Source organism: Aeromonas sp. 159 (assembly GCF_963862045.1).
GTDB classification, from domain to species: Bacteria; Pseudomonadota; Gammaproteobacteria; order Enterobacterales; family Aeromonadaceae; genus Aeromonas; species Aeromonas veronii.
The window spans coordinates 1-20,985 of record NZ_CAWLMI010000006.1 but is presented as its reverse complement, the minus strand read 5'-3'; the positions used below and the strand labels follow the sequence as shown (position 1 = coordinate 20,985).

At 59.6% G+C, this 20,985-nt stretch carries 13 protein-coding genes; 10 read left to right on the top strand and 3 right to left on the bottom strand.

Features of this window, described 5'->3' with window-relative positions; genetic code table 11:
* Positions 1 to 299: 299 nt before the first annotated feature.
* Complete coding sequence (gene nadC / locus AACR14_RS00865) at positions 300 to 1,175, bottom strand: carboxylating nicotinate-nucleotide diphosphorylase (protein ID WP_019444781.1); 876 nt, start codon at positions 1,173 to 1,175, stop codon at positions 300 to 302.
* 3 nt (positions 1,176 to 1,178) lie between these two features.
* Positions 1,179 to 1,649 (bottom strand): retropepsin-like aspartic protease family protein, encoded by a 471-nt coding sequence (locus tag AACR14_RS00860; RefSeq protein WP_005336129.1) that lies wholly within the window; start codon positions 1,647 to 1,649, stop codon positions 1,179 to 1,181.
* 130 nt (positions 1,650 to 1,779) lie between these two features.
* Between AACR14_RS00860 and ampD the strand changes: the two genes are divergently transcribed.
* From ampD to AACR14_RS00830, 6 genes are all read left to right on the top strand, one after another.
* Complete coding sequence (ampD, locus tag AACR14_RS00855; protein WP_019444780.1) at positions 1,780 to 2,355, top strand: 1,6-anhydro-N-acetylmuramyl-L-alanine amidase AmpD; 576 nt, start codon at positions 1,780 to 1,782, stop codon at positions 2,353 to 2,355.
* A 278-nt stretch (positions 2,356 to 2,633) separates the two neighbouring features.
* Positions 2,634 to 3,398, top strand: a complete 765-nt coding sequence (gene pdhR, locus AACR14_RS00850; protein WP_005336127.1) for a pyruvate dehydrogenase complex transcriptional repressor PdhR — start codon at positions 2,634 to 2,636, stop codon at positions 3,396 to 3,398.
* Between the two features lie 79 nt (positions 3,399 to 3,477).
* Positions 3,478 to 6,138: a pyruvate dehydrogenase (acetyl-transferring), homodimeric type gene (gene aceE, locus AACR14_RS00845; protein WP_019444779.1), complete on the top strand. Its 2,661-nt coding sequence runs from the start codon at positions 3,478 to 3,480 to the stop codon at positions 6,136 to 6,138.
* Between the two features lie 119 nt (positions 6,139 to 6,257).
* Complete coding sequence (gene aceF, locus AACR14_RS00840) at positions 6,258 to 8,147, top strand: pyruvate dehydrogenase complex dihydrolipoyllysine-residue acetyltransferase (RefSeq protein ID WP_019444778.1); 1,890 nt, start codon at positions 6,258 to 6,260, stop codon at positions 8,145 to 8,147.
* A 148-nt stretch (positions 8,148 to 8,295) separates the two neighbouring features.
* A complete protein-coding gene (gene lpdA, locus AACR14_RS00835) occupies positions 8,296 to 9,723 on the top strand; it encodes a dihydrolipoyl dehydrogenase (RefSeq protein WP_005341659.1) in 1,428 nt (475 codons plus the stop codon).
* A gap of 124 nt (positions 9,724 to 9,847) precedes the next feature.
* Positions 9,848 to 10,810 carry a sensor domain-containing diguanylate cyclase gene (locus AACR14_RS00830; RefSeq protein WP_019444777.1) on the top strand — a complete coding sequence of 321 codons (963 nt, stop codon included), beginning with the start codon at positions 9,848 to 9,850 and terminating at the stop codon, positions 10,808 to 10,810.
* Between the two features lie 96 nt (positions 10,811 to 10,906).
* Here AACR14_RS00830 and AACR14_RS00825 read toward each other — a convergent pair whose 3' ends face one another.
* Positions 10,907 to 12,817, bottom strand: coding sequence for a methyl-accepting chemotaxis protein (locus AACR14_RS00825; RefSeq protein ID WP_019444776.1), 1,911 nt, complete (start codon positions 12,815 to 12,817; stop codon positions 10,907 to 10,909).
* Between the two features lie 234 nt (positions 12,818 to 13,051).
* Between AACR14_RS00825 and AACR14_RS00820 the strand changes: the two genes are divergently transcribed.
* The 4 genes from AACR14_RS00820 to AACR14_RS00805 all read left to right on the top strand — a co-directional run.
* Complete coding sequence (locus tag AACR14_RS00820; protein WP_019444775.1) at positions 13,052 to 15,313, top strand: patatin-like phospholipase family protein; 2,262 nt, start codon at positions 13,052 to 13,054, stop codon at positions 15,311 to 15,313.
* 229 nt (positions 15,314 to 15,542) lie between these two features.
* Positions 15,543 to 18,140: a bifunctional aconitate hydratase 2/2-methylisocitrate dehydratase gene (gene acnB / locus AACR14_RS00815; RefSeq protein WP_019444774.1), complete on the top strand. Its 2,598-nt coding sequence runs from the start codon at positions 15,543 to 15,545 to the stop codon at positions 18,138 to 18,140.
* A 280-nt stretch (positions 18,141 to 18,420) separates the two neighbouring features.
* Complete coding sequence (locus tag AACR14_RS00810) at positions 18,421 to 20,007, top strand: EAL domain-containing protein (RefSeq protein WP_005355079.1); 1,587 nt, start codon at positions 18,421 to 18,423, stop codon at positions 20,005 to 20,007.
* Between the two features lie 162 nt (positions 20,008 to 20,169).
* A partial coding sequence (locus AACR14_RS00805; protein ID WP_019444773.1) for an FAD-binding protein occupies positions 20,170 to 20,985 on the top strand: 816 nt, incomplete at its 3' end.

Sequence of the window (20,985 nt, the reverse complement as noted above, 5' to 3'; positions counted from 1 at the left end):
TCCTTGGTTCCTGGGAAGTGTCGGTAGAAAATCGTCCGAACGTCAGTATCTTATCCGAGCTGTCAGGGGTGGCAACAGAGATTGCTGTCTTTGTTAACCACTTTCATGTCATTTACCAAAAACTTGATGCGAGTCATAAAATAAGTGGCTTCTTATGACTCTTTGTTATGGGTGAAAGCGGGTCCGTTATTACACTCCTTTGCTGAGGGATCCTGCATAAAGAAAAGGCGCCCATGGCGCCTTTTGCAAGTTGTTTATCCGGTTAGGTCGAGTATTTGCTCAGGCCTGCGGGGTGAATCTCACTGCTGGATAAAGCGCATGGAGAGATCGAGCGCCCGTACATGCTTGGTCAGCGCCCCGACTGAGATAAAATCGACGCCGGTGGCGGCAAACTCTGCAAGAGTGTCGAGGGTGACATTGCCGGAGACTTCCAGCTTGGCGCGGCCCTGATTGATGGCGACAGCTTCCCGCATCATGGTCACGTCGAAGTTGTCCAGCATCACGATATCGGCGTTGGCCGCTAGCGCCTGTTCCAGCTCTGCCAGTGATTCCACTTCCACCTCTACCGGTTTGCCCGGATTGAGATGGCGAGCCTCATTAATCGCCTCGGCAATGCCGCCGCAGGCAAGGATATGGTTCTCTTTGATGAGATAGGCGTCGTAGAGGCCGATGCGGTGATTCTTGCCGCCGCCACAGGTGACCGCGTACTTCTGGGCGGTGCGCAGCCCCGGTATGGTCTTGCGGGTGTCGAGCAGACGGCAGTCGGTGCCCTCCAGCTCCGCCACATAGCGAGCGGTGAGGGTGGCGACGCCGGAGAGGGTCTGGACAAAGTTCAGCGCATTGCGCTCGCCGGTCAGCAGCAGGCGGGCAGGGCCATGGAGGCGGAAAAGCTCCTGATTGGGGGAGAGCACCTCCCCATCCTGCACCTTCCACTCCACCTTCACCTCGCCACCGAGCTGGGCCTTCAGTTGCAGGAAGACTTCATCCACCCAGGGCTGGCCGCAGAACACACCGGCCTCACGGGTGATGACCCGGGCAGTGGCCATCCGATCCGCCGGGATCAGCTGGGCGGTGATATCGGCGCTGGCGTCCGGTTGGTCCAGCGTGGTGAGGGCATCGCCCAGATCTTCGAGTAGTGCGGCGCGCACGGCGCGGCTGACATCCTGTTGAAACATGCCTTATTCCTGCAAGGGTCTGAGCAGCAGTTGCCGCTCCTTTTGAACCAGCTCCAGCCGACCGAGGGCGTTCATGCCAACCAGCACTTCGTCACCGTCTGCCGCCGGATTGATAAAGATGGCCAGATCGTACAAGGTCAATGGCCCCATCGCCAGCGTTTCGATGGTGCCGTTGCCGACCCGGATCTGCCCCGCGGCGGTATTGACCTGGCTGCTGCCATAAGCGGTCAGGCCGAGCCGCTCGGCAACCTGCTGCGGGATGGTGATGCGAGTGGCGCCGGTATCGAGCAGCAGTTGCACCGGCTGACCGTTGATGGCACCCTCCAGACGATAGTGGCCGCTCTGGTCGGCCCGCAGCAACAGCTCGCCGCTGGCGGTGACGCTGGGTTGGTTGCGGGAGTGAAAATAGAGGGTCAGCAGGCCCATCAAAGAGAGCCAGGCCAGTAACCACATCCAGCGTGCCGTGTGCTGCATACCCCATCCATATCGAGCGGAAGATGACTCAGCCTAACATACCATTTCCCTTTGATTCAGTGAGTTGGTGTCGGGTTGCCTATCAGGTATCTTCGTTTTCTCGCCATTTATCAGCCAACTCGAGTAGCCGATGACTCAACTCCCTTCGCAACCTTGTTTCTCTATCGATGCCGCTGGCTGGTGCCAGCAGGCGCGCCGGGTGCCTTCTCCCCATCACAACGAACGGGCAGCGCCGGATGATATCTCCCTGCTGGTGGTGCATGGCATCAGCCTGCCGCCGGGGGAGTTTGGTGGCCCCTTTATCGACGATCTCTTTATGGGGCGACTCGACCCGGAGGCTCACCCCTATTTTGCCGGTATCCATCAGTTGCGGGTCTCGGCCCATTGCCTGATCCGCCGTGATGGCGAGCTGGTGCAGTATGTGCCGTTCGGCAAGCGCGCCTGGCATGCGGGGGTATCGAGCTGGCAGGGGAGGGAGGCGTGCAATGACTTCTCCATCGGTATCGAGCTGGAGGGGACTGACGAAATCCCCTACACCGAGGCTCAATACCGGGCGCTGGCGGGGCTCACTCGAGCCATATCGGAGCGCTATCCGGCGATTACCCACGAAAAAATTGTCGGCCATTGCGATATCGCGCCAGGGCGCAAGACGGATCCCGGAGCCAGTTTCCAGTGGGATTACTACCGTCAGTTACTAAACAGCTAAAGTAAATATTAAAATTTAGTTTGGATTTTAAAATCAATGGCTTGCCTATCTGGCAGGCCATTTTTGTCTCTGGTTGCGCAAATGTTATTTGTGAGCGTGGTCAAGAATATTGGTCAGACCATTTTCTATGAGCTAAATCATGTTTCCCCTGCTTTACCTCTTAAGTGGTGGGGCTGATTCTTGACTCAGATCATCTTTTGAGTGGACTTTTCAAAAGGCCTCTGCTAATTTTCGCCCCATCCATAAAATTGGTAATACCAATTTAACAAAGTAGCCTCATGCCCTATCGCAAGATTACGCAACCCAAGTTGGCCGACTCCATTGTCGCCGAGCTGGAACAGATGATTCTGGAAGGCAGCCTGCAACCGGGGCAGAAATTGCCTCCCGAGCGGGAACTCGCCATCCAGTTTCAGGTATCGCGCCCCTCCTTGCGCGAAGCCATCCAGCGACTGGAAGCGCGCGGATTGCTTTATCGCCGTCAGGGCGGCGGCACTTATGTGCAGAATGCCCTGAGCAAGGGGATCGCCGATCCTCTGTTCGAACTGCTCAGTACCCACCCGGAAGCCCAGTATGACTTGCTGGAGTTTCGCCACGCGCTGGAAGGCATCTGTGCCTACTACGCGGCCTTGCGGGGAACCGGGTCTGATTTCGAGCGTATTCGTCAGGTGCAAACCACTATCGAAGAGGCGGGCCAACTCGGTTCGCTGGTGGCCGAGTCGGCAGCCGTGACCCAGTTCTATCTGGCGGTGGCCGAGGCGTCCCACAACGTGGTGCTGCTGCACCTGCTGCGGGCCATGAGCCCCATGCTCGAACAGAATATTCTGCAGAATAACGAGATTTTGAATCGCCGCCCGGGAGTGGTAGCCAAGATACGTCGCCATCGCGCGAATCTGATCGAGGCTATTCTTTCGGGGGCTCCGGAGCGGGCCAGAACAGCTTGTCATGAGCATCTGGCCTTTATCGAGGACACCTTGTTGGATATGCAGAGGGAAGACAGCCGGATCCAGCGATCCATGCGTCGGATCCGTCAGCAGGAAAACTAATCCCACAAGGCTTTATTGTCGAATGCTTGCGCCCTTCGCCGTGCAATGCCGTGCAATCACAACAACATAGGAACCAGCCATGTCTGATATCCTGAAGAACGATGTGGACCCGATAGAAACGCTGGAGTGGCTTGCCTCTCTGGAATCCCTGCTGCGTGAAGAGGGTCCGCAACGCGCTCAGTTCATCCTTGAACAGTTGGCCGAGAAAGCCCGCGTAAGCGGTGTGGACGTGGCTGCCAAGGCAAATCGCGATTACATCAACACCATCCCGTCCAGCGACGAGCCGGACTACCCGGGTGACCTGGAGATGGAACGCCGCATTCGCGCCATCATCCGCTGGAACGCCATGATGATCGTGCTGCGCGCGTCCAAGAAAGACCTGGACCTGGGTGGTCACATGTCTTCCTTCGCTTCTTCTGCGACCATCTATGATGTCTGCTTCAACCACTTCTTCCGTGCTCGCAACGAGAAGGATGGTGGTGATCTGGTTTACTTCCAGGGTCACATCTCTCCGGGCATCTATGCTCGCGCCTTTGCTGAAGGTCGTCTGACCGAAGAGCAGCTGGACAACTTCCGTCAGGAAGTGGACGGCAAGGGTATCCCTTCCTATCCGCACCCGAAACTGATGCCGGACTTCTGGCAGTTCCCGACCGTATCCATGGGTCTGGGCCCCATCGCCGCCATCTATCAGGCTCGCTTCCTGAAGTATCTGACCGACCGTGGTATCAAGGATTGCTCCGAGCAGACCGTTTACGCCTTCCTGGGTGATGGCGAGATGGACGAGCCGGAAGCCAAGGGTGCCCTGACCGTTGCCGTGCGTGAAAAGCTCGACAACCTGGTGTTCGTGGTTAACTGCAACCTGCAGCGTCTGGATGGTCCGGTTGTCGGTAACGGCAAGGTCATCAACGAGCTGGAAGGCCTGTTCGCTGGCGCAGGTTGGGATGTCACCAAGGTTATCTGGGGTCGCAAGTGGGATGAGCTGCTGAAGAAAGATACCTCCGGCAAGCTGATCCAGTTGATGAACGAGACCGTAGACGGCGACTACCAGACCATGAAGTCCCGCGACGGTGGCTACATCCGCGAGCACTTCTTCAACCGTTATCCGGAAACTGCCGCGCTGGTCAAAGACATGACCGACGAGGAGATCTTCGCTCTGAACCGCGGTGGTCACGATCCTCGCAAACTGTTCGCCGCGTTCAACAAGGCGACCCAGACCAAGGGCAAGCCGACCGTTATTCTGGCCAAGACCATCAAGGGTTACGGTATGGGTGAAGCGGCCGAAGGCAAGAACATCGCTCACCAGGTCAAGAAGATGGAGCTGGACTCCGTGCGTCACCTGCGTGACCGCTTCAACCTGCCGGTGGCCGACGAGCAGCTGGCCGATCTGCCTTACCTGAAGATCGAAGCCGGTTCTGCCGAGCACAAATACCTGCACGACCGTCGCACTGCCCTGAAAGGCTATGTGCCGACCCGTCTGCGCGAAAGCACCACTAAGCTGGAAATCCCGGCACTGGATGCCTTCGCTCCGCTGCTGGGTGAGCAGGCGCGCGAAATCTCCACCACCATGGCGTTCGTGCGTTCCCTGAACGTGATGCTGAAAGACAAGTCCATCGGCAAGCGCATCGTTCCGATCCTCGCTGACGAAGCCCGTACCTTCGGTATGGAAGGTCTGTTCCGCCAGATCGGTATCTACAGCCCGCACGGTCAGCAGTACACCCCGCAAGACCGCGACATCGTCTCCTACTACAAGGAAGACAAGCAGGGTCAGGTTCTGCAAGACGGTATCAACGAGTTGGGCGCCATGTCCTCCTGGCTGGCTGCTGCGACCTCTTACAGCACCAACGACTGCCCGATGATCCCGTTCTACATCTACTACTCCATGTTCGGTTTCCAGCGGATCGGCGACATGGCGTGGGCAGCCGGTGACCAGCAAGCCCGTGGCTTCCTGCTGGGTGCAACCTCCGGTCGTACTACCCTGAACGGCGAAGGTCTGCAGCACGAAGATGGTCACAGCCACATCCTGGCGAACACCATCCCGAACTGCATCTCCTACGACCCGTCCTACGCCTATGAAGTGGCGGTGATCGTACAGGACGGCTTGCGCCGCATGTACGGTGAGAACCCGGAGAACGTGTTCTACTACATCACCACCCTGAACGAGAACTACGCCATGCCGGCCATGCCGGAAGGCGCCGAGGAAGGCATCCGCAAGGGTATCTACAAGCTGGAATCCGTAGCCGGTGCCAAGGCGAAAGTTCAGCTGCTGGGTTGTGGTTCCATCTTGGGTCACGTGCGCAAGGCTGCCCAGATCCTGGCCAGCGAGTACGGCATCGGTTCCGATGTGTTCAGCGTCACCTCCTTCAACGAGCTGGCCCGTGACGGTCAGGACGCGGATCGCTGGAACATGCTGCACCCGACAGCCGAAGCTCGCGTTCCCTACATTGCTCAGGTACTGGGTTCCGAAGCAACCATCGCTGCGACCGACTACATGAAGTCCTTCGCCGATCAGGTTCGTGCCTTCGTTCCGACCGAGAACTACCGCGTGCTGGGTACCGACGGTTACGGCCGTTCCGACAGCCGTGCCAACCTGCGTCGTCACTTCGAAGTGAACGAGTTCTACGTGGTGGTTGCTGCTCTGACCGAACTGGCCAAGCGCGGCGAGGTAGACAAGCAGGTTGTGGCCGACGCCATCGCCAAGTACGGCATCGATGCCGACAAGGTCAACCCGCTGTACGCGTAAGTGGATCAAGGGTCGCGCCGTCATGTGGCGCGACCCTGCCAGGATTTAAAACGGTTAACGCGAGATGTGCGTGGCGGCATCAGCCAGCTATGCGGATCGACGCAAGAGGATAAAGCACAATGTCCAAACAGATTATGGTGCCGGATATCGGCGCCGATGAAGTTGAAGTCACCGAGATCATGGTGGCCGTGGGTGACAAGGTCGAGCTGGACCAGTCCATCATCGCGGTAGAAGGTGACAAGGCCTCCATGGAAGTACCGGCCCCGTCTGCCGGTATCGTTAAAGAGATCCTGATCAAGGTGGGCGACAAGGTTGCCACCGGTTCCCAGATCATGATCTTCGAAGCCGAAGGCGCTGCCGCCCCTGCTGAAGTGGCTGCACCGGTTGCTGCTGCTCCGGCCGCCGCACCTGCCGCTGCCGTGCGCAAAGATGTGCACGTACCGGACATCGGTGACGACGAAGTGGACGTGACTGAAATCATGGTTGCCGTGGGCGACATGGTAGAAGCTGACCAGTCCATCATTGCCGTGGAAGGTGACAAGGCCTCCATGGAAGTACCGGCACCGTTCGCAGGCCGCGTAGTCGAGATCAAGGTTGCCGCTGGCGCCAAGGTCTCTACCGGCTCTCTGGTGATGGTATTTGAAGTGGCTGGCGCTGCGCCTGCTGCCGTTGCTGCTCCGGCCCAAGCTGCCGCGCCGTTGGCTGCTGCCCCGGTTGCCGCTGCGGCCAAAGAGGTCAACGTACCGGATATCGGTGGCGACGAAGTGGAAGTCACCGAGATCATGGTTGCTGTGGGTGACAAGGTTGAAGCTGACCAGTCCCTGATCGCCGTGGAAGGTGACAAGGCCTCCATGGAAGTGCCTGCGCCGTTCGCCGGTGTGGTCAAAGAGATCAAGGTGAAGGCGGGTGACAAGGTCTCCACCGGTTCCCTGATCATGGTCTTCGAAGTGGCTGGCGCTGCTCCTGCTGCCGCGCCGGTTGCTCAAGCTGCCGCTCCGGTCGCTGCAGCCCCTGTTGCCGCAGCTCCGGCACCGGTTGCCCAGGCTGCTGCCGCTGCGACCGATTTCGTTGCCAACGACGCTTATGTACACGCCTCTCCGGCAGTACGCCGTCTGGCGCGCGAGTTTGGCGTCAACCTGGCCAAGGTGAAAGCCTCCGGTCGCAAGGGCCGCATCGTCAAAGAAGACGTACAAGCCTACGTGAAGGATGCCATCAAGCGTGCCGAGTCCGCTCCTGCCTCTGCCGGCGTAGCCGGTGGCAACGGTCTGGGCGTACTGCCGTGGCCGAAAGTAGACTTCAGCAAGTTTGGTGATGTGGAAGAGGTCGAGCTGACCCGCATCCAGAAGATCTCCGGTCCGAACCTGCACCGCAACTGGGTCATGATCCCTCATGTCACCCAGTTCGACGAAGCCGATACCACCGAGCTGGAAGCGTTCCGCAAAGAGCAGAACGCGATGCTCGAGAAGCAGAAGGCAGACGTGAAGATCACCCCGCTGGTGTTCATCCTGAAAGCCGCCGCCAAGGCGCTGGAAGCTCACCCGCGCTTCTGCAGCTCCCTGTCCGAAGATGGCAGCAAGCTGATCATGAAGAAGTACATCCACATCGGTGTGGCGGTAGATACCCCCAACGGTCTGGTTGTGCCTGTGGTTCGTGATGTTAACAAGAAGGGCATCATGGAGCTGTCTCGCGATCTGGCCGAGATCTCCAAGAAGGCCCGTGCCGGCAAGCTGACCGCTGCCGACATGCAGGGCGGTTGCTTCACCATCTCCAGCCTGGGTGGCATCGGCGGTACCAGCTTTACCCCGATCGTCAACGCGCCGGAAGTGGCCATCCTCGGTGTTTCCAAGTCCGAGATGAAGCCGAAGTGGAACGGTAAAGAGTTCGCGCCGCGCCTGATGCTGCCGCTGGCTCTGAGCTACGACCACCGCGTGATCGATGGTGCCGATGGGGCTCGCTTCATCACCACCATGAACGGCGTGCTGTCCGACATTCGTCGACTGGTCCTGTAAGTGAGAGGGCGGGCCCAGAGCCTGCCCTTTTTACTTCTCATTTCATTAACATGATCGTAAACTTGCCCCGTTTTTTTCACGGCTGCAGCCACCCGTTTCGGTATAAGACTGCGCTGTCCGGGGATATAAGAACGACAAAGAGGTCATGATGAGTAAAGAAATCAAAACCCAGGTCGTAGTACTGGGTGCTGGCCCTGCCGGTTATTCCGCTGCTTTCCGTGCAGCCGATCTGGGTCTGGATACTATTATCGTCGAGCGTTACTCCACCCTGGGTGGCGTCTGCCTGAACGTGGGCTGCATCCCCTCCAAGGCGCTGCTGCACGTTGCCAAAGTGATTGAAGAAGCCAAGGCGCTGGCCGAGCACGGCATCGTCTTCGGTGCCCCGCAGACCGACATCGACAAGATCCGTCTGTGGAAAGAGAAGGTTATCAACCAGCTGACCGGCGGTCTGGCTGGCATGGCCAAGATGCGTAAAGTTCAGGTTGTTAACGGCTTGGGTAAATTTACCGGCCCGAACACGCTCGAAGTGACCGGGGAAGACGGCAAGACTACCGTGACCTTCGACAACGCCATCATCGCGGCCGGTTCCCGTCCGGTGAAGCTGCCGTTCATCCCCCACGATGACCCGCGCGTATGGGACTCTACCGATGCGCTGGAGCTGAAAACCGTTCCCGGCAAACTGCTGGTTATCGGTGGCGGCATCATCGGTCTGGAGATGGGTACCGTTTACTCCTCTCTGGGTTCCGAGATCGATGTGGTGGAATTTGCCGACCAGCTGGTTCCGGCTGCCGACAAAGATATCGTCAAGATCTATACCAAGCGCGTCGCCAAGAAGTTCAACATCATGCTGGAGACCAAGGTCACCGCAGTTGAAGCGCGCGAAGACGGCCTGTATGTCTCCTATGAAGGCAAGCACGCTCCGGCCGAGCCGGTTCGTTACGACAACGTGCTGGTTGCCGTAGGTCGTGTGCCGAACGGCAAGATGCTGGATGCCGAGAAGGCAGGCGTTGCCGTGACCGAGCGCGGTTTCATCGAGGTGGACAAGCAGCTGCGTACCAACGTGGCGCACATCCACGCCATCGGTGACATCGTTGGCCAGCCGATGCTGGCACACAAAGGTGTTCACGAAGGTCACGTTGCCGCCGAAGTTATCGCCGGCAAGAAGCACTACTTCGACCCGAAAGTGATCCCGTCCATCGCCTACACCGAGCCAGAGATGGCATGGGTTGGTCTGACCGAGAAGGAAGCCAAGCAACAGGGCCTGAACTTCGAAGTCGCCACCTTCCCGTGGGCTGCTTCCGGCCGCGCCATCGCGTCCGACTGTTCCGACGGTATGACCAAGCTGATCTTCGACAAGGAGAGCGGCCGCGTCATCGGTGGTGCCATCGTGGGTACCAACGGTGGTGAACTGCTGGGTGAAATCGGTCTGGCCATAGAGATGGGTGCTGACGCCGAAGATATCGCGCTGACCATCCACGCTCACCCGACTCTGCACGAGTCCGTGGGTCTGGCTGCCGAAGTGTTCGAAGGCTCCATCACCGACCTGCCGAACGCCAAGGCCAAGAAGAAAAAGTAATTTTCTTCCCCGCTTGTCTAAAAAGCCGCTCGAATGAGCGGCTTTTTGTTTTCTCCTTGCTGCCCCGACTTCGACAAAGCCCAATATGCTAAAGATAGGTTTTGGCACTGACGAGAGAGGCACGATGCTAGAAGCACCCATTCCGCCCGATGAGGCATTGCGGCTGGAGACCCTGCGGCGGCTCTCTTTGCTGGATTCCGAGGCTGAGGAGCGGTTTGACCGGCTGACCCGCATGGCCCGACGGGTGTTCAATGTCCCCATCGCGCTGGTGAGTCTGGTGGATGAAGAGCGCCAGTGGTTCAAATCCTGTATTGGACTGGAGGTCCGTGAGACCGCCCGGGACATTTCGTTTTGTGGCCACGCCATCATGGGCAATGAGACCTTTATCGTGCCGGATGCTTCGCAGGATCCCCGCTTTGCCGACAATCCGCTGGTGGTGGGTGGGCCCGGTATCCGCTTCTATGCCGGACAGCCACTGCGGATCGCCAACGGCTGCAAACTGGGGACGCTCTGCATCATCGACACTGTGCAGCGGGAATTGAGCGAGGAGGATGTGGGGTTGCTCAAGGACCTGGCGGCGATGGTGGTGCGGGAGCTCGAAGCGGTGCAGCTGGCCACCATTGATGAGTTGACCCTGATCTCCAATCGGCGCGGGTTCGTGATGCTGGCGGAGAAGAGCCTCTCGCTGGCCAGTCGCTTGCAGATGCCGCTGGCGCTGCTCTATCTGGATCTCAATGGCTTCAAGGGGATCAATGATCGGTGGGGGCATGCAGAAGGGGATCGGGCCCTGATCGCCTTTGCCACTCTGCTCAAGCAGGCTTTTCGTGGCGCCGACGTGTTTGCCCGCATGGGCGGCGATGAGTTCGCCGTCCTGCTGCCCAATGTGGTAGAGGCGCAGGCACAACTGGCCTATGAGCGTTTCAATGCCATGTTGGCCGAGCACAATCAGCACAGTGGTTGCGGTTATGCGCTGACCTGCAGCACCGGGATTGTCTGCTACGACGGGCGCGGTTGTGTGTCTCTGGCCGAGCTGCTCACCCGCGCAGATAAGCTGATGTATCAGCGCAAACGGGATGGCAAGGGCTGACGGCTATGCCGGATTAGCCGCCACCAAAACAACAGAGAGCGCCACGGCGCTCTCTGTTGTTGATGACTCAGGTCAAGGTCAAGGCCAAGGTCGGGGTCAGAGTCGGAAGTTGCCGACCAGCTTGTCCAGCTGACCGGAGAGCTGCTGCAGGCTGCGGCTCGATTCGGTCAGCTGGTGGGCGATATCGGCGGTCTCCATGGTGAGCTGGTTGATGTCTTCCACGTTGCGGTTGATCTCGCCGACCACGCTGGACTGCTCCTCGGTGGCGGTGGCGACCTGGATATTCATGTCGTTGATCTGGGTGATGTGGGCGGTGATCTGGCCGAGGGCGGCGTTGGCCTCATCGGCCTGGCTCACCACCTCCAGACTCTGGTTACGCCCCTGCGCCATGGCGCTGACGGCGCGGGCACTCTGCTCCTGCAAGCGGTTGATCATCCCCTGGATTTCGGCGGTCGAGGCGGCGGAGCGGTTGGCCAGATTGCGCACTTCATCTGCCACCACGGCGAAACCGCGACCCTGTTCACCGGCGCGAGCTGCCTCGATAGCAGCGTTCAATGCCAGCAGGTTGGTCTGCTCCGAGATGCTGCGGATGGTTTCGAGAATGCTGCCGATGGAGTCGGTCTGGCTCGCCAGCGACTCGATAACCCCTGCCACCTGCTCAATCTCGCCGGAGAGGTCGACGATGCCGTGGCGCGCCTGCGCCACCACTACCGCACCTGCATCGGCCTGATCGTTGGCCTGTCTGGCGACTTCGGCTGCCAGCGAAGCGTTACCGGCGATCTCGCTCACCGTGGCCCCCATTTCGTGGATAGCGGTGGCCACCTGCACGGTGCGGTCACGCTGGGCAGTACAGTTGTGCTGGGTCAGCTGCGCCTTGTTGGCCACCTCGTTGGCGGTGGCCGCGAGCTGGCGGGAGTTCTCCGCCACCTGCTCGATGGAGCCGTGGATCTTGGCGACGAAGTTATTGAAACCGGTGGCGACCTGACTCAGTTCGTCACGTCCTTCCACTTTCAGGCGCTGGGTAAGATCCCCATCGCCGCTGCCCAGCTCCTTGAACAGGCGGGCCAGCTCGTTGAGCGGGCGGCTGACCGAGCCTGCCAGCAGCATCCCTATCAGCCCCATGGAGAGCGCAATCACCAGCGAGATCATCAGGATCTCGTTGCGGGTCTGATCCAGCTCGGCATAGATCTCGGCTTGCGGCACCTGGGCCACCAGATACCAGTCGAGCAGCGGGATATAGCTGCTGGCTAGTACCATGGGTTCGCCGTTCACCTCGGCGTTGATGACGGCAAAGGGGCGTTTGGCCAGCAGGCTGCCGGTATCACCGCTGGCAATGTTGCCAAGAGTGTCACGCTCGATGCGGTTGGCCTCGGGGTGCAGCTTCACCTTGCCGCTGCCATCGACCATAAAGACGATGCCGCTCTCTTCCAGCCGGAAGTTGGAGACCATGGTCACCATGGTGTCGAGGGATTTGGCAAAGCCGGCCAGCCCGCGCCCGTTGAGCTGCTGGAAGTTGACGAACAGCTTCACCTCGCCGTTGCTCTCGCGGAAGATGCTGAGGGTCATCTCCTTCTGGCTCTTGGTGTAGTCATAGAACCAGGCGTCCTGTGTCGGGGTCAGGTTGCGCAGAAAGCCATCCTGGTTGTAGTAGGCGGCACTCTGGCGATCGGCGAAGGAGGCGGTCACCAGACCATACTGGTTGGCCACATCCTTGAGCTGGTTGATGAGGATTGGCTCCTGCTCTTTGGGCATGCCCCGATCCACCCAGTCGAGGATAAAGCGGTCGGTGGCCAGTTGGCGGGCGGCCTGGGCGATGCCGTGGAGATCCTGTTCAATCTCCTTGCTGATCCGCTGGGTCAGGTTGGGGAGCTCCTGCTCGAACATCCGGTTTTCGATCAGTTGCTGGGCCGAGCGTTGACTGAAGTAGCCTACCAGCAGGCAGGAGACGACCACGGCCAGGGTGACCGTAGCCAGAATTTTCTGTTTAAGAGTGAGGGTTGCCAGCATAAAGGTGCTCAAAAGGTTGAGATTGACGACGCTCATATTAGCGGCAGCGCGGCGCTACCCATGAGGCTTGCAGCCCTTTATTTGCGGATTACGTTTGCGCTCACAGGGGCGGCGGCGTGCCCCTTCGCCATGCAGCACAGGCGGGATGCGGATTGACGGTTGCGCTAACTGCCGGGCCCCTTATAGTAGAGGCCATCCTTGGTGACTGACCCTCTGAATAATATGGAAAATATGATGCGCAGCTTAGGTGCGGGATGGACCCGTCTGCTTTTGGTGATGCTGGCGGCCTGCCCGCTGCTGGCTGTGGCGGCACAGGGGGAGCGCCCGAAAATTGCGGTGGTGCTCAGCGGCGGCGGCGCCAAGGGATCGGCCCATATCGGCATCCTCAAGGTACTGGAGCAGAAACGGATTCCGGTCGACATCATAGTCGGCACCAGCATGGGCTCTTATGTGGCGGGGATGTATGCCATGGGGCTCAGTGCCGAGGAGGTGGAACGCACCACTTTGGCCATCGACTGGAACAAGGGGTATCAGGACAAGGTTGGCCGCGACGAGCTGTCGCTGCGCAAAAAGCAGCAGAACGAGCAGTACCAACTGCGCACCGACATAGGGGTGAATGGCGACACCACCCAGCTGCCGGACGGTTTCTTCCAGGGCCAATCCATGGCCAGCCTGCTGCGGGGGGCCACCTCCAACCTGCCGGTGCAGGAGAGCTTCGATGATCTCCCCATTCCCTACCGCGCCATGGCGACCGACATGGAGACGGTCACCCCCTTTGTGCTGGATCACGGCAGCCTGGCCAAGGCGATGCAGGCCTCCATGTCCATTCCCGGTGCCCTCAAGCCGGTGGAGTGGGAGGGGCACATCCTGGCGGACGGCGGCAGCGTCAACAACATGCCGGTGGATGTCGCCAAGGCGATGGGGGCCGACGTGGTGATCGCGGTGGATATCGGTGCCAAGCTGCGTACCCGGGAGTCCCTCAAGTCAGGGTTGGCCATGATTGACCAGCTCACCACCTACATGACCCAGGTGGGCACCGACAAGCAGAAGGCGCTGATGGGACCGAAGGATATTCTGATCGCCCCCGAGTTTGGCGATATGGGGATCGCCGACTTTGCCCGGATGCCGGAGGGGATCAAGATCGGTGAGGCGGCGGCTGACAAGGTGTCGCTGCAACTCGATAAACTGTCGCTCACCAAGGCGCAGTACAACGCCTATCGCAACCAGAAGCTGAGCCGCCGTGCCGAGCGTAGCGGTCAGCCCGCCTACTTCATCGACAAGGTGGAGATCATCAACAAGTCGCGCCTCTCCGACGAGACGGTGCGCGCCATGCTGAAAGTGCGGCCTGACAAGGTACAGACCAACGAGAGTCTGGAAGCGGGCATTCGCCGCCTCTACGCGCTGGAGTCGTTCGATCGCATCACCTACGAGGTGGAGGAGCGTGACGGGGAGAACGTGCTGCTGGTGGATGCCAGCGAGAAGAACTGGGGGCCAGGCTACCTCAACTTCCAGTTCGGTTTCACCGATGACTTCGAGAACACCTCCAACTACAACGTCGGCATGTCCTATACCCTCACCAACGTCAACGAGTGGGGTGCCGAGTGGCTGACCGAGGCGTCGCTGGGCACGGCCAAACATATCAAGACCGACTTCTATACCCCGCTCGAACCCTCCCAGACCTTCTATGGTGAGGCGAGTCTGGCCTATGACCAGACCCTGCGCCGCCTGTTTTTCCCAAATCCGGATCCCGAGATGGTTTCGATAAGCTATCTCGACTCCGAATACTCCTTCTTCAGCGGCGATCTGGCGGTGGGCTGGAACCGCCAGCCCTGGAGCCGGTTGTCGATGGGGCTGGAGGGACAACTGGGCACGATTGATGTGAAGAACTTCAAGGGGCTGGAGATGGATGCCACGGCGTGGGGCCCCTATGTCCGCTTTGAACACGACAATCTGGATAGCCTCTATTTCCCCTATCAGGGGGTGAAATGGGACATGAAACTGGGCCACTCCCATGTCAGTGTGGATGGACTCGAGTCAGCAGATGGCCGCAGTGAAGGCTGGAATTATCAGCTCTCGATGATCAAGCCCTGGTCATGGGACAGGCACAGCCTCAACCTGATCCTCGAAGGGGGTGGCTCGGGCAGTGAAGAGGTGGTGCCGCTGCATATTCAGGATCTGGGCGGACTGTTCCGCCTCTCCGGTTTCCAGCGCTACCAGCTGAGCGGTCGCTACAGCCTGTTTGGTGGCCTGCGCTACATCTATCGGGTGGCAGACAATGACTTCGGAGCCCTCAAGATGCCGCTCTATCTGGGTGGATCTCTGGAGCAGGGGGGGGTCTGGAACAAGGGTGAGGATATCAGTCTGGAGAGCTCCTTCACCGCCGGTTCGCTTTATGTCGGGGTGGAGAGCTTCCTCGGCCCTGTGTTCCTCGGCTACGGCATGGCGGAGGGGGGCAATGACGTCTTCTATCTGCAATTGGGCAGTACGTTTGAATAATGCTGAAATGATGCCAATTTGTTAACTCTGGTTGAGGGCGTTCAATTAATTTTCAAAAAATACCAGTCTGTTTAATTGGTTACGATTTTGTGGTGAATAAGTAAACAGGGTTTGGATTTTAATTAGTCGTTAAAACTTATATAGTGGGGAGCACCCTACGGGGTGTCCCGCAAGGACGATCGCCGCGAGCGTGGGCGAACCCCAAAAAAAGACCAAAGAGGAATTAGTCGTGCTTGAAACATACCGTAAACACGTCGCAGAACGTGCCGCCGAGGGCGTGGTTGCCAAACCTCTGGATGCAGAGCAGGTCGCCGCCCTGGTAACGCTTCTCAAGAACCCGCCCGCTGGCGAAGAAGACTTTCTGAAAGAGCTGTTGTCCTCCCGTATTCCCCCCGGTGTTGATGAAGCGGCCTATGTCAAAGCCGGTTTCCTCACCGCCGTCGCCAAGGGCGAAGCCCACTCTCCCATCCTGACTGCAGCCGAAGCCGTTGAGCTGCTGGGCACCATGCAGGGTGGTTACAACATTCAGCCGCTGATCGACCTGCTGGATCACGCCACTCTGGCGCCGCTTGCCGCCAAGGGGCTCTCCCACACCCTGCTGATGTTTGACTCCTTCCATGACGTGGAAGAGAAGGCCAAGGCGGGCAATGTCCACGCCAAACAGGTGATGCAGTCCTGGGCTGATGCCGAGTGGTTCCTCTCCCGCCCGGAGTTGGCCGAGAAGATCACCGTCACCGTGTTCAAGGTGACCGGCGAAACCAACACCGACGACCTCTCTCCGGCACCGGACGCCTGGTCCCGCCCGGACATTCCGCTGCACGCGTTGGCGATGCTGAAAAACGCCCGTCCCGGCATTACTCCGGACAAGGATGGCGCCGTCGGCCCCATCAAGACCATCGATGCCCTGAAAGAGAAAGGCTTCCCGCTTGCCTATGTGGGTGACGTGGTCGGTACCGGCTCTTCCCGTAAATCCGCCACCAACTCGGTGCTCTGGTTTATGGGTGACGACATTCCGTTCGTGCCGAACAAGCGCGCTGGCGGTGTCTGTCTGGGTGGCAAGATTGCCCCGATCTTCTTCAACACCATGGAAGATGCCGGCGCACTGCCTATCGAAGTGGATGTCTCCAAGCTGGAAATGGGCGATGTGATCGACATCTACCCCTATGCCGGCAAGATCTGCAAACACGGCACCGAACAGGTGCTGGCACAGTTTGAACTGAAAACCGACGTGCTGATCGACGAAGTGCGCGCCGGTGGCCGTATTCCGCTGATCATCGGTCGCGGCCTGACTGACAAGGCCCGCGAAGCGCTGGGTCTGCCGTTCTCCACCGTATTCCGTCGCCCGCAGCCGGTGGCCGATACCGGTAAAGGCTTCACCCTGGCCCAGAAGATGGTGGGCAAGGCGTGCGGCGTGAAGGGCATTCGCCCGGGCACTTACTGCGAGCCCAAGATGACCACGGTCGGCTCCCAGGACACCACGGGCCCGATGACCCGCGACGAGCTCAAAGATCTGGCCTGCCTCGGCTTCTCCGCCGATCTGACCATGCAGTCCTTCTGCCACACCGCGGCCTATCCGAAGCCCATCGACGTACAGACCCACCACACCCTGCCGGACTTCATCATGAACCGCGGCGGTGTGAGCTTGCGTCCGGGTGACGGCGTCATCCACTCCTGGCTGAACCGCATGCTGCTGCCGGATACCGTCGGTACCGGTGGTGACTCCCACACCCGTTTCCCCATCGGCATCTCCTTCCCGGCGGGCTCCGGTCTGGTGGCTTTCGCCGCCGCTACCGGCGTGATGCCACTGGACATGCCGGAGTCCGTGCTGGTGCGCTTCAAGGGCGAGCTGCAACCGGGCATCACTTTGCGTGATCTGGTCCATGCCATCCCCTATGCCGCCATCCAGAAAGGGCTGCTGACCGTCGAGAAAGCGGGCAAGAAGAACATCTTCTCCGGCCGCATCCTCGAGATCGAAGGTCTGCCGACCCTGAAAGTAGAGCAAGCGTTCGAGCTGGCGGACGCCAGCGCCGAGCGCTCTGCCGCCGGTTGCACCATCAAGCTGGATAAAGAGCCGATCATCGAGTACCTGAAGTCCAACATCGTGATGCTGAAATGGATGCTCTCCGAAGGCTACGGCGACGTGCGCACCATCACCCGCCGTATCAAGGGGATGGAAGAGTGGCTGGCCAACCCGACCCTGATGGAAGCGGACAAGGATGCCGAGTACGCCGAAATCATCGAGATCGATCTGGCCACCATCAAGGAGCCGATCCTCTGTGCGCCGAACGATCCGGACGATGCCCGTCTGCTGAGCGACGTGGCTGGCGACAAGATCGACGAGGTGTTCATCGGTTCCTGCATGACCAACATCGGCCACTTCCGTGCCGCCGGCAAACTGCTCGAGAAGTATCAGGGCGAGCTGCCGACCCGCATGTGGATCGCGCCGCCCACCAAGATGGACAAGGATCAGCTGACCGAAGAGGGCTACTACGGCATCTTTGGTCGCGTCGGTGCCCGCATCGAGATCCCGGGCTGCTCCCTGTGCATGGGCAACCAGGCGCGGGTAGCGGAAGGAGCCTCGGTGGTTTCCACCTCCACCCGTAACTTCCCGAACCGTCTGGGTAAAGGTGCCAACGTCTATCTGGCCTCTGCTGAGCTGGCCGCCGTTGCCGCCATCCTCGGCAAGATCCCGACCGTGGCGGAGTACCTGCAATACGCCAAGGCGCTCGATGCCACTGCGGCAGATACTTACCGCTACCTCAACTTCAACGAGATCGCCTCCTACACCAAGAAGGCCGATGCGGTGATCCTGCAGCAAGCCGTTTAACGGAGTTCTTGCGCGATTTGCGCGATAAGAAGCCAATAATGCCGCGTATTTACGCGGCATTATTTATTTGTGTGTTATTCACCGTCTTTTTTGAAGATTGTTTGCACGATCCTTGCTAGAGAGATCCAACCACCTGTTTGGTGGTTCGTTTTATAAACGCTTTGGGTTATGTTGTTCGGTTATGTGCGGTAATGATGAGGCATCGTTATCGAGGGAAAGTGGATATCTGTTCACTGAGTGCTTGCGTTGGCAGGCCTGACGAATTGCGGCGTGGTTCTTTATGTTTCTGTTCAGGATCGATCTCTCCCGAACCGGGTTACGCTTCGGCGGTGCCTTGCTGGTCTTTACTCTGCCGCTGCTGGTGGGAGCTTGGCTCATCCACAGCAATTATGTGCAGGAGCTGAAAGCGGAATCCAGTGCCTCGGCCCACAAGGCCAGAACCCTGATGGAGTCGATGCTGGATCATGCGGAGCAGGCCAACCGCTCCGTGCTGCCTCTGGTGAATGCTCCCTGTCGCGACAACCTGCTGGTGCTGCGCAAGAAGGTCGCCATCGAGCCCTTCCTGCGTTCGGTCAATCTGGTGCGAAACGGCATCATCAATTGCACCTCGCTGTTTGGTGAGGCCAATGATGCCGATGATGGCTCCATCTACACCGGCCGCAAGCTGCTGCTGATGAGTGGCAACCGGGTGCGGCAAAATCACCCGCTGCTGGTAGTGCGCACCGAGCAGGGAAAGGATGCCGCCTTGAGCGCCATCGACAGTACCCAGCTCAGCTTCATGCTCTCCATGAGCGGAAAATCCAGTGCGCTCTATCTGCAGGTGGGATCGGCCTGGCTCAATGAGTCGGGCCGCTATCTGAGCGAGGCGCCCACCCTCCATCGCGGGATCAGCCAGGCCCTCACATCATCCCATTATCCTTTCACCATCCATGCCGGTTATGCCATGCCGGTCTACTGGAAGTCGCTGTGGGCCGCGCGGCACGTGGCGCTGTCGTGGCTGGCGGTTTCCTCGCTTTTGCTGGCCTGGCTGGTGTGGTGGGTACTGGGGCGTCCCGGCTCGCCAACAGATGAGTTGCGACGTGCCCTGCGGGCCAGGGAGTTTGTTCCCTACTTGCAGCCGCTGATTGCCAGCCACGACGGCAAGATGATGGGCGCCGAGGTGCTGATGCGCTGGGAGCATGTCAATGAAGGGGTGATCCGGCCCGATCTCTTTATCCCGCAAGCGGAGGAGTCGGGACTGATCGTCCCCATGACCACCCATATCATGAAGCAGGTGGCGACAAGGTTGAACCGCTCTCAGGAGCAGTTGCCCGATGGGTTTCATATCAGCTTCAACATCAGCGCCGCTCATTGCCACGATTTTGCCCTGCTGGCCGAGTGCCGCGCCTTTCTCGGCCACTTCCTCCCCGGCAAGGTAGTACTGGTGCTGGAGCTGACCGAGCGGGAGCTGTTGATGTCAGATCCCCAGACCCTCTCCCTGTTTCGCCAGCTGGACGAGATGGGGGTCAAACTCGCCATCGACGACTTTGGCACCGGCCACTCCAGCCTGGCTTACCTGCAGCAGTTTCATGTGGATTACCTCAAGATCGACAAATCCTTTATCGCCCGCATCGGTACCGAGTCGCTCTCGGAGCATATCGTGGATAACGTGATCGATCTGGCGACCCGGCTCGGTCTGGCGCTGGTGGCGGAAGGGGTGGAGAGCGAGCGTCAGGCTGACTACCTCAGGGCCAAAGGGGTCGACTATCTGCAGGGATACCTGTTTGCCCGCCCCATGCCGCTGCGCCAGTTCTGCGAGGAGCTGCTGCCGGAAGAGGCACAGACCCGCCAGCCAGATGGGGTGCGAGGCATCCCGAATGCGACCTGATTTATCGGTGACAGACGGGCGGCCACGCTCCCGTCTGGCAGGGTAGGGGAGTGCTCTCTCCCTATCCCCCCTCGAGTGCAGGGGCTTGTTTTTCATGCCTTGCGGCTCGCTTTTCGGTAGAATCAGCGCTCATTTTGACGTCAGTAAAAGATGAGGCGCGGTATGACGGTTCAGTTCCAGGCATTTCACAGCATCAAGGCGATCGGTAATCGGGAGGTGCTGTTCAACTGGTCGAGAACCAATCCCCTCGGGGCGCTGGATCAGGTGTGGCGCCCGAAAACCCGTGACCAGCTGCAAGCGCTGCTGCGGGAACACCCCGAGCGCAAGCTGCGCCTTATCGGCTCCGGCCTCTCTTTCGAACCCATCCACAGCGTCTATGCCGAGGACAGTCAGGCGCTGCTGGTGGACTTGCACCACCTGCGCGGTCAGTTGGCGCAAACCGCCGACACCGTCACCTATCAGGCGGGGACGCCCCTCGATACCGTTTATGCCGAGTTGATCGCCATGGAGCGGATGCTGCCAGCATCCCCGGGCGTTATCGGCATCCAGACCCTGGGCGGCGCCCTCAGCACCGGCACCCACGGCCAGGGGCTGCACCAGTCTGCCCTCTGCGATGCGGTGGAGGCGATGACGGTGATGCTGGCCAATGGCGACATCATCCGGGTGGATCGCAGTGACCCGCGCTTCGGCGCCTTCGTGATGGGGATGGGGATGCTCGGCATCCTGCTCGACGTCACCCTGCGCACTGTGCCGAACCGCATTATGCGCTGCACCAAGTTCACCACCGATTACCCCTTCCTGCTGGAGCACAACGAGCGGCTCAACCGTGAGCACGGCTTTGTGAAGAGCTGGTGGTTTGCCTGGACCGGTGAGAGCCACATCTGGCTGGTGGATCCCGCTTCCGAGGAGGAGGTTGCCCGCTACCGCGCCGGCGGCAGCGAGCCGCTGCTTCTGGATGGCGATATCGACGCCCGCATG

Bases quoted from the DNA above. Each gene is read 5' to 3' on its own strand.
- nadC (WP_019444781.1), bottom strand. From the start codon at position 1,175: ATGTTTCAACAGGATGTCAGCCGCGCCGTGCGCGCCGCACTACTCGAA.
- AACR14_RS00860 (WP_005336129.1), bottom strand. From the start codon at position 1,649: ATGCAGCACACGGCACGCTGGATGTGGTTACTGGCCTGGCTCTCTTTG.
- ampD (WP_019444780.1), top strand. From the start codon at position 1,780: ATGACTCAACTCCCTTCGCAACCTTGTTTCTCTATCGATGCCGCTGGC.
- pdhR (WP_005336127.1), top strand. From the start codon at position 2,634: ATGCCCTATCGCAAGATTACGCAACCCAAGTTGGCCGACTCCATTGTC.
- aceE (WP_019444779.1), top strand. From the start codon at position 3,478: ATGTCTGATATCCTGAAGAACGATGTGGACCCGATAGAAACGCTGGAG.
- aceF (WP_019444778.1), top strand. From the start codon at position 6,258: ATGTCCAAACAGATTATGGTGCCGGATATCGGCGCCGATGAAGTTGAA.
- lpdA (WP_005341659.1), top strand. From the start codon at position 8,296: ATGAGTAAAGAAATCAAAACCCAGGTCGTAGTACTGGGTGCTGGCCCT.
- AACR14_RS00830 (WP_019444777.1), top strand. From the start codon at position 9,848: ATGCTAGAAGCACCCATTCCGCCCGATGAGGCATTGCGGCTGGAGACC.
- AACR14_RS00825 (WP_019444776.1), bottom strand. From the start codon at position 12,817: ATGCTGGCAACCCTCACTCTTAAACAGAAAATTCTGGCTACGGTCACC.
- AACR14_RS00820 (WP_019444775.1), top strand. From the start codon at position 13,052: ATGCGCAGCTTAGGTGCGGGATGGACCCGTCTGCTTTTGGTGATGCTG.
- AACR14_RS00810 (WP_005355079.1), top strand. From the start codon at position 18,421: ATGTTTCTGTTCAGGATCGATCTCTCCCGAACCGGGTTACGCTTCGGC.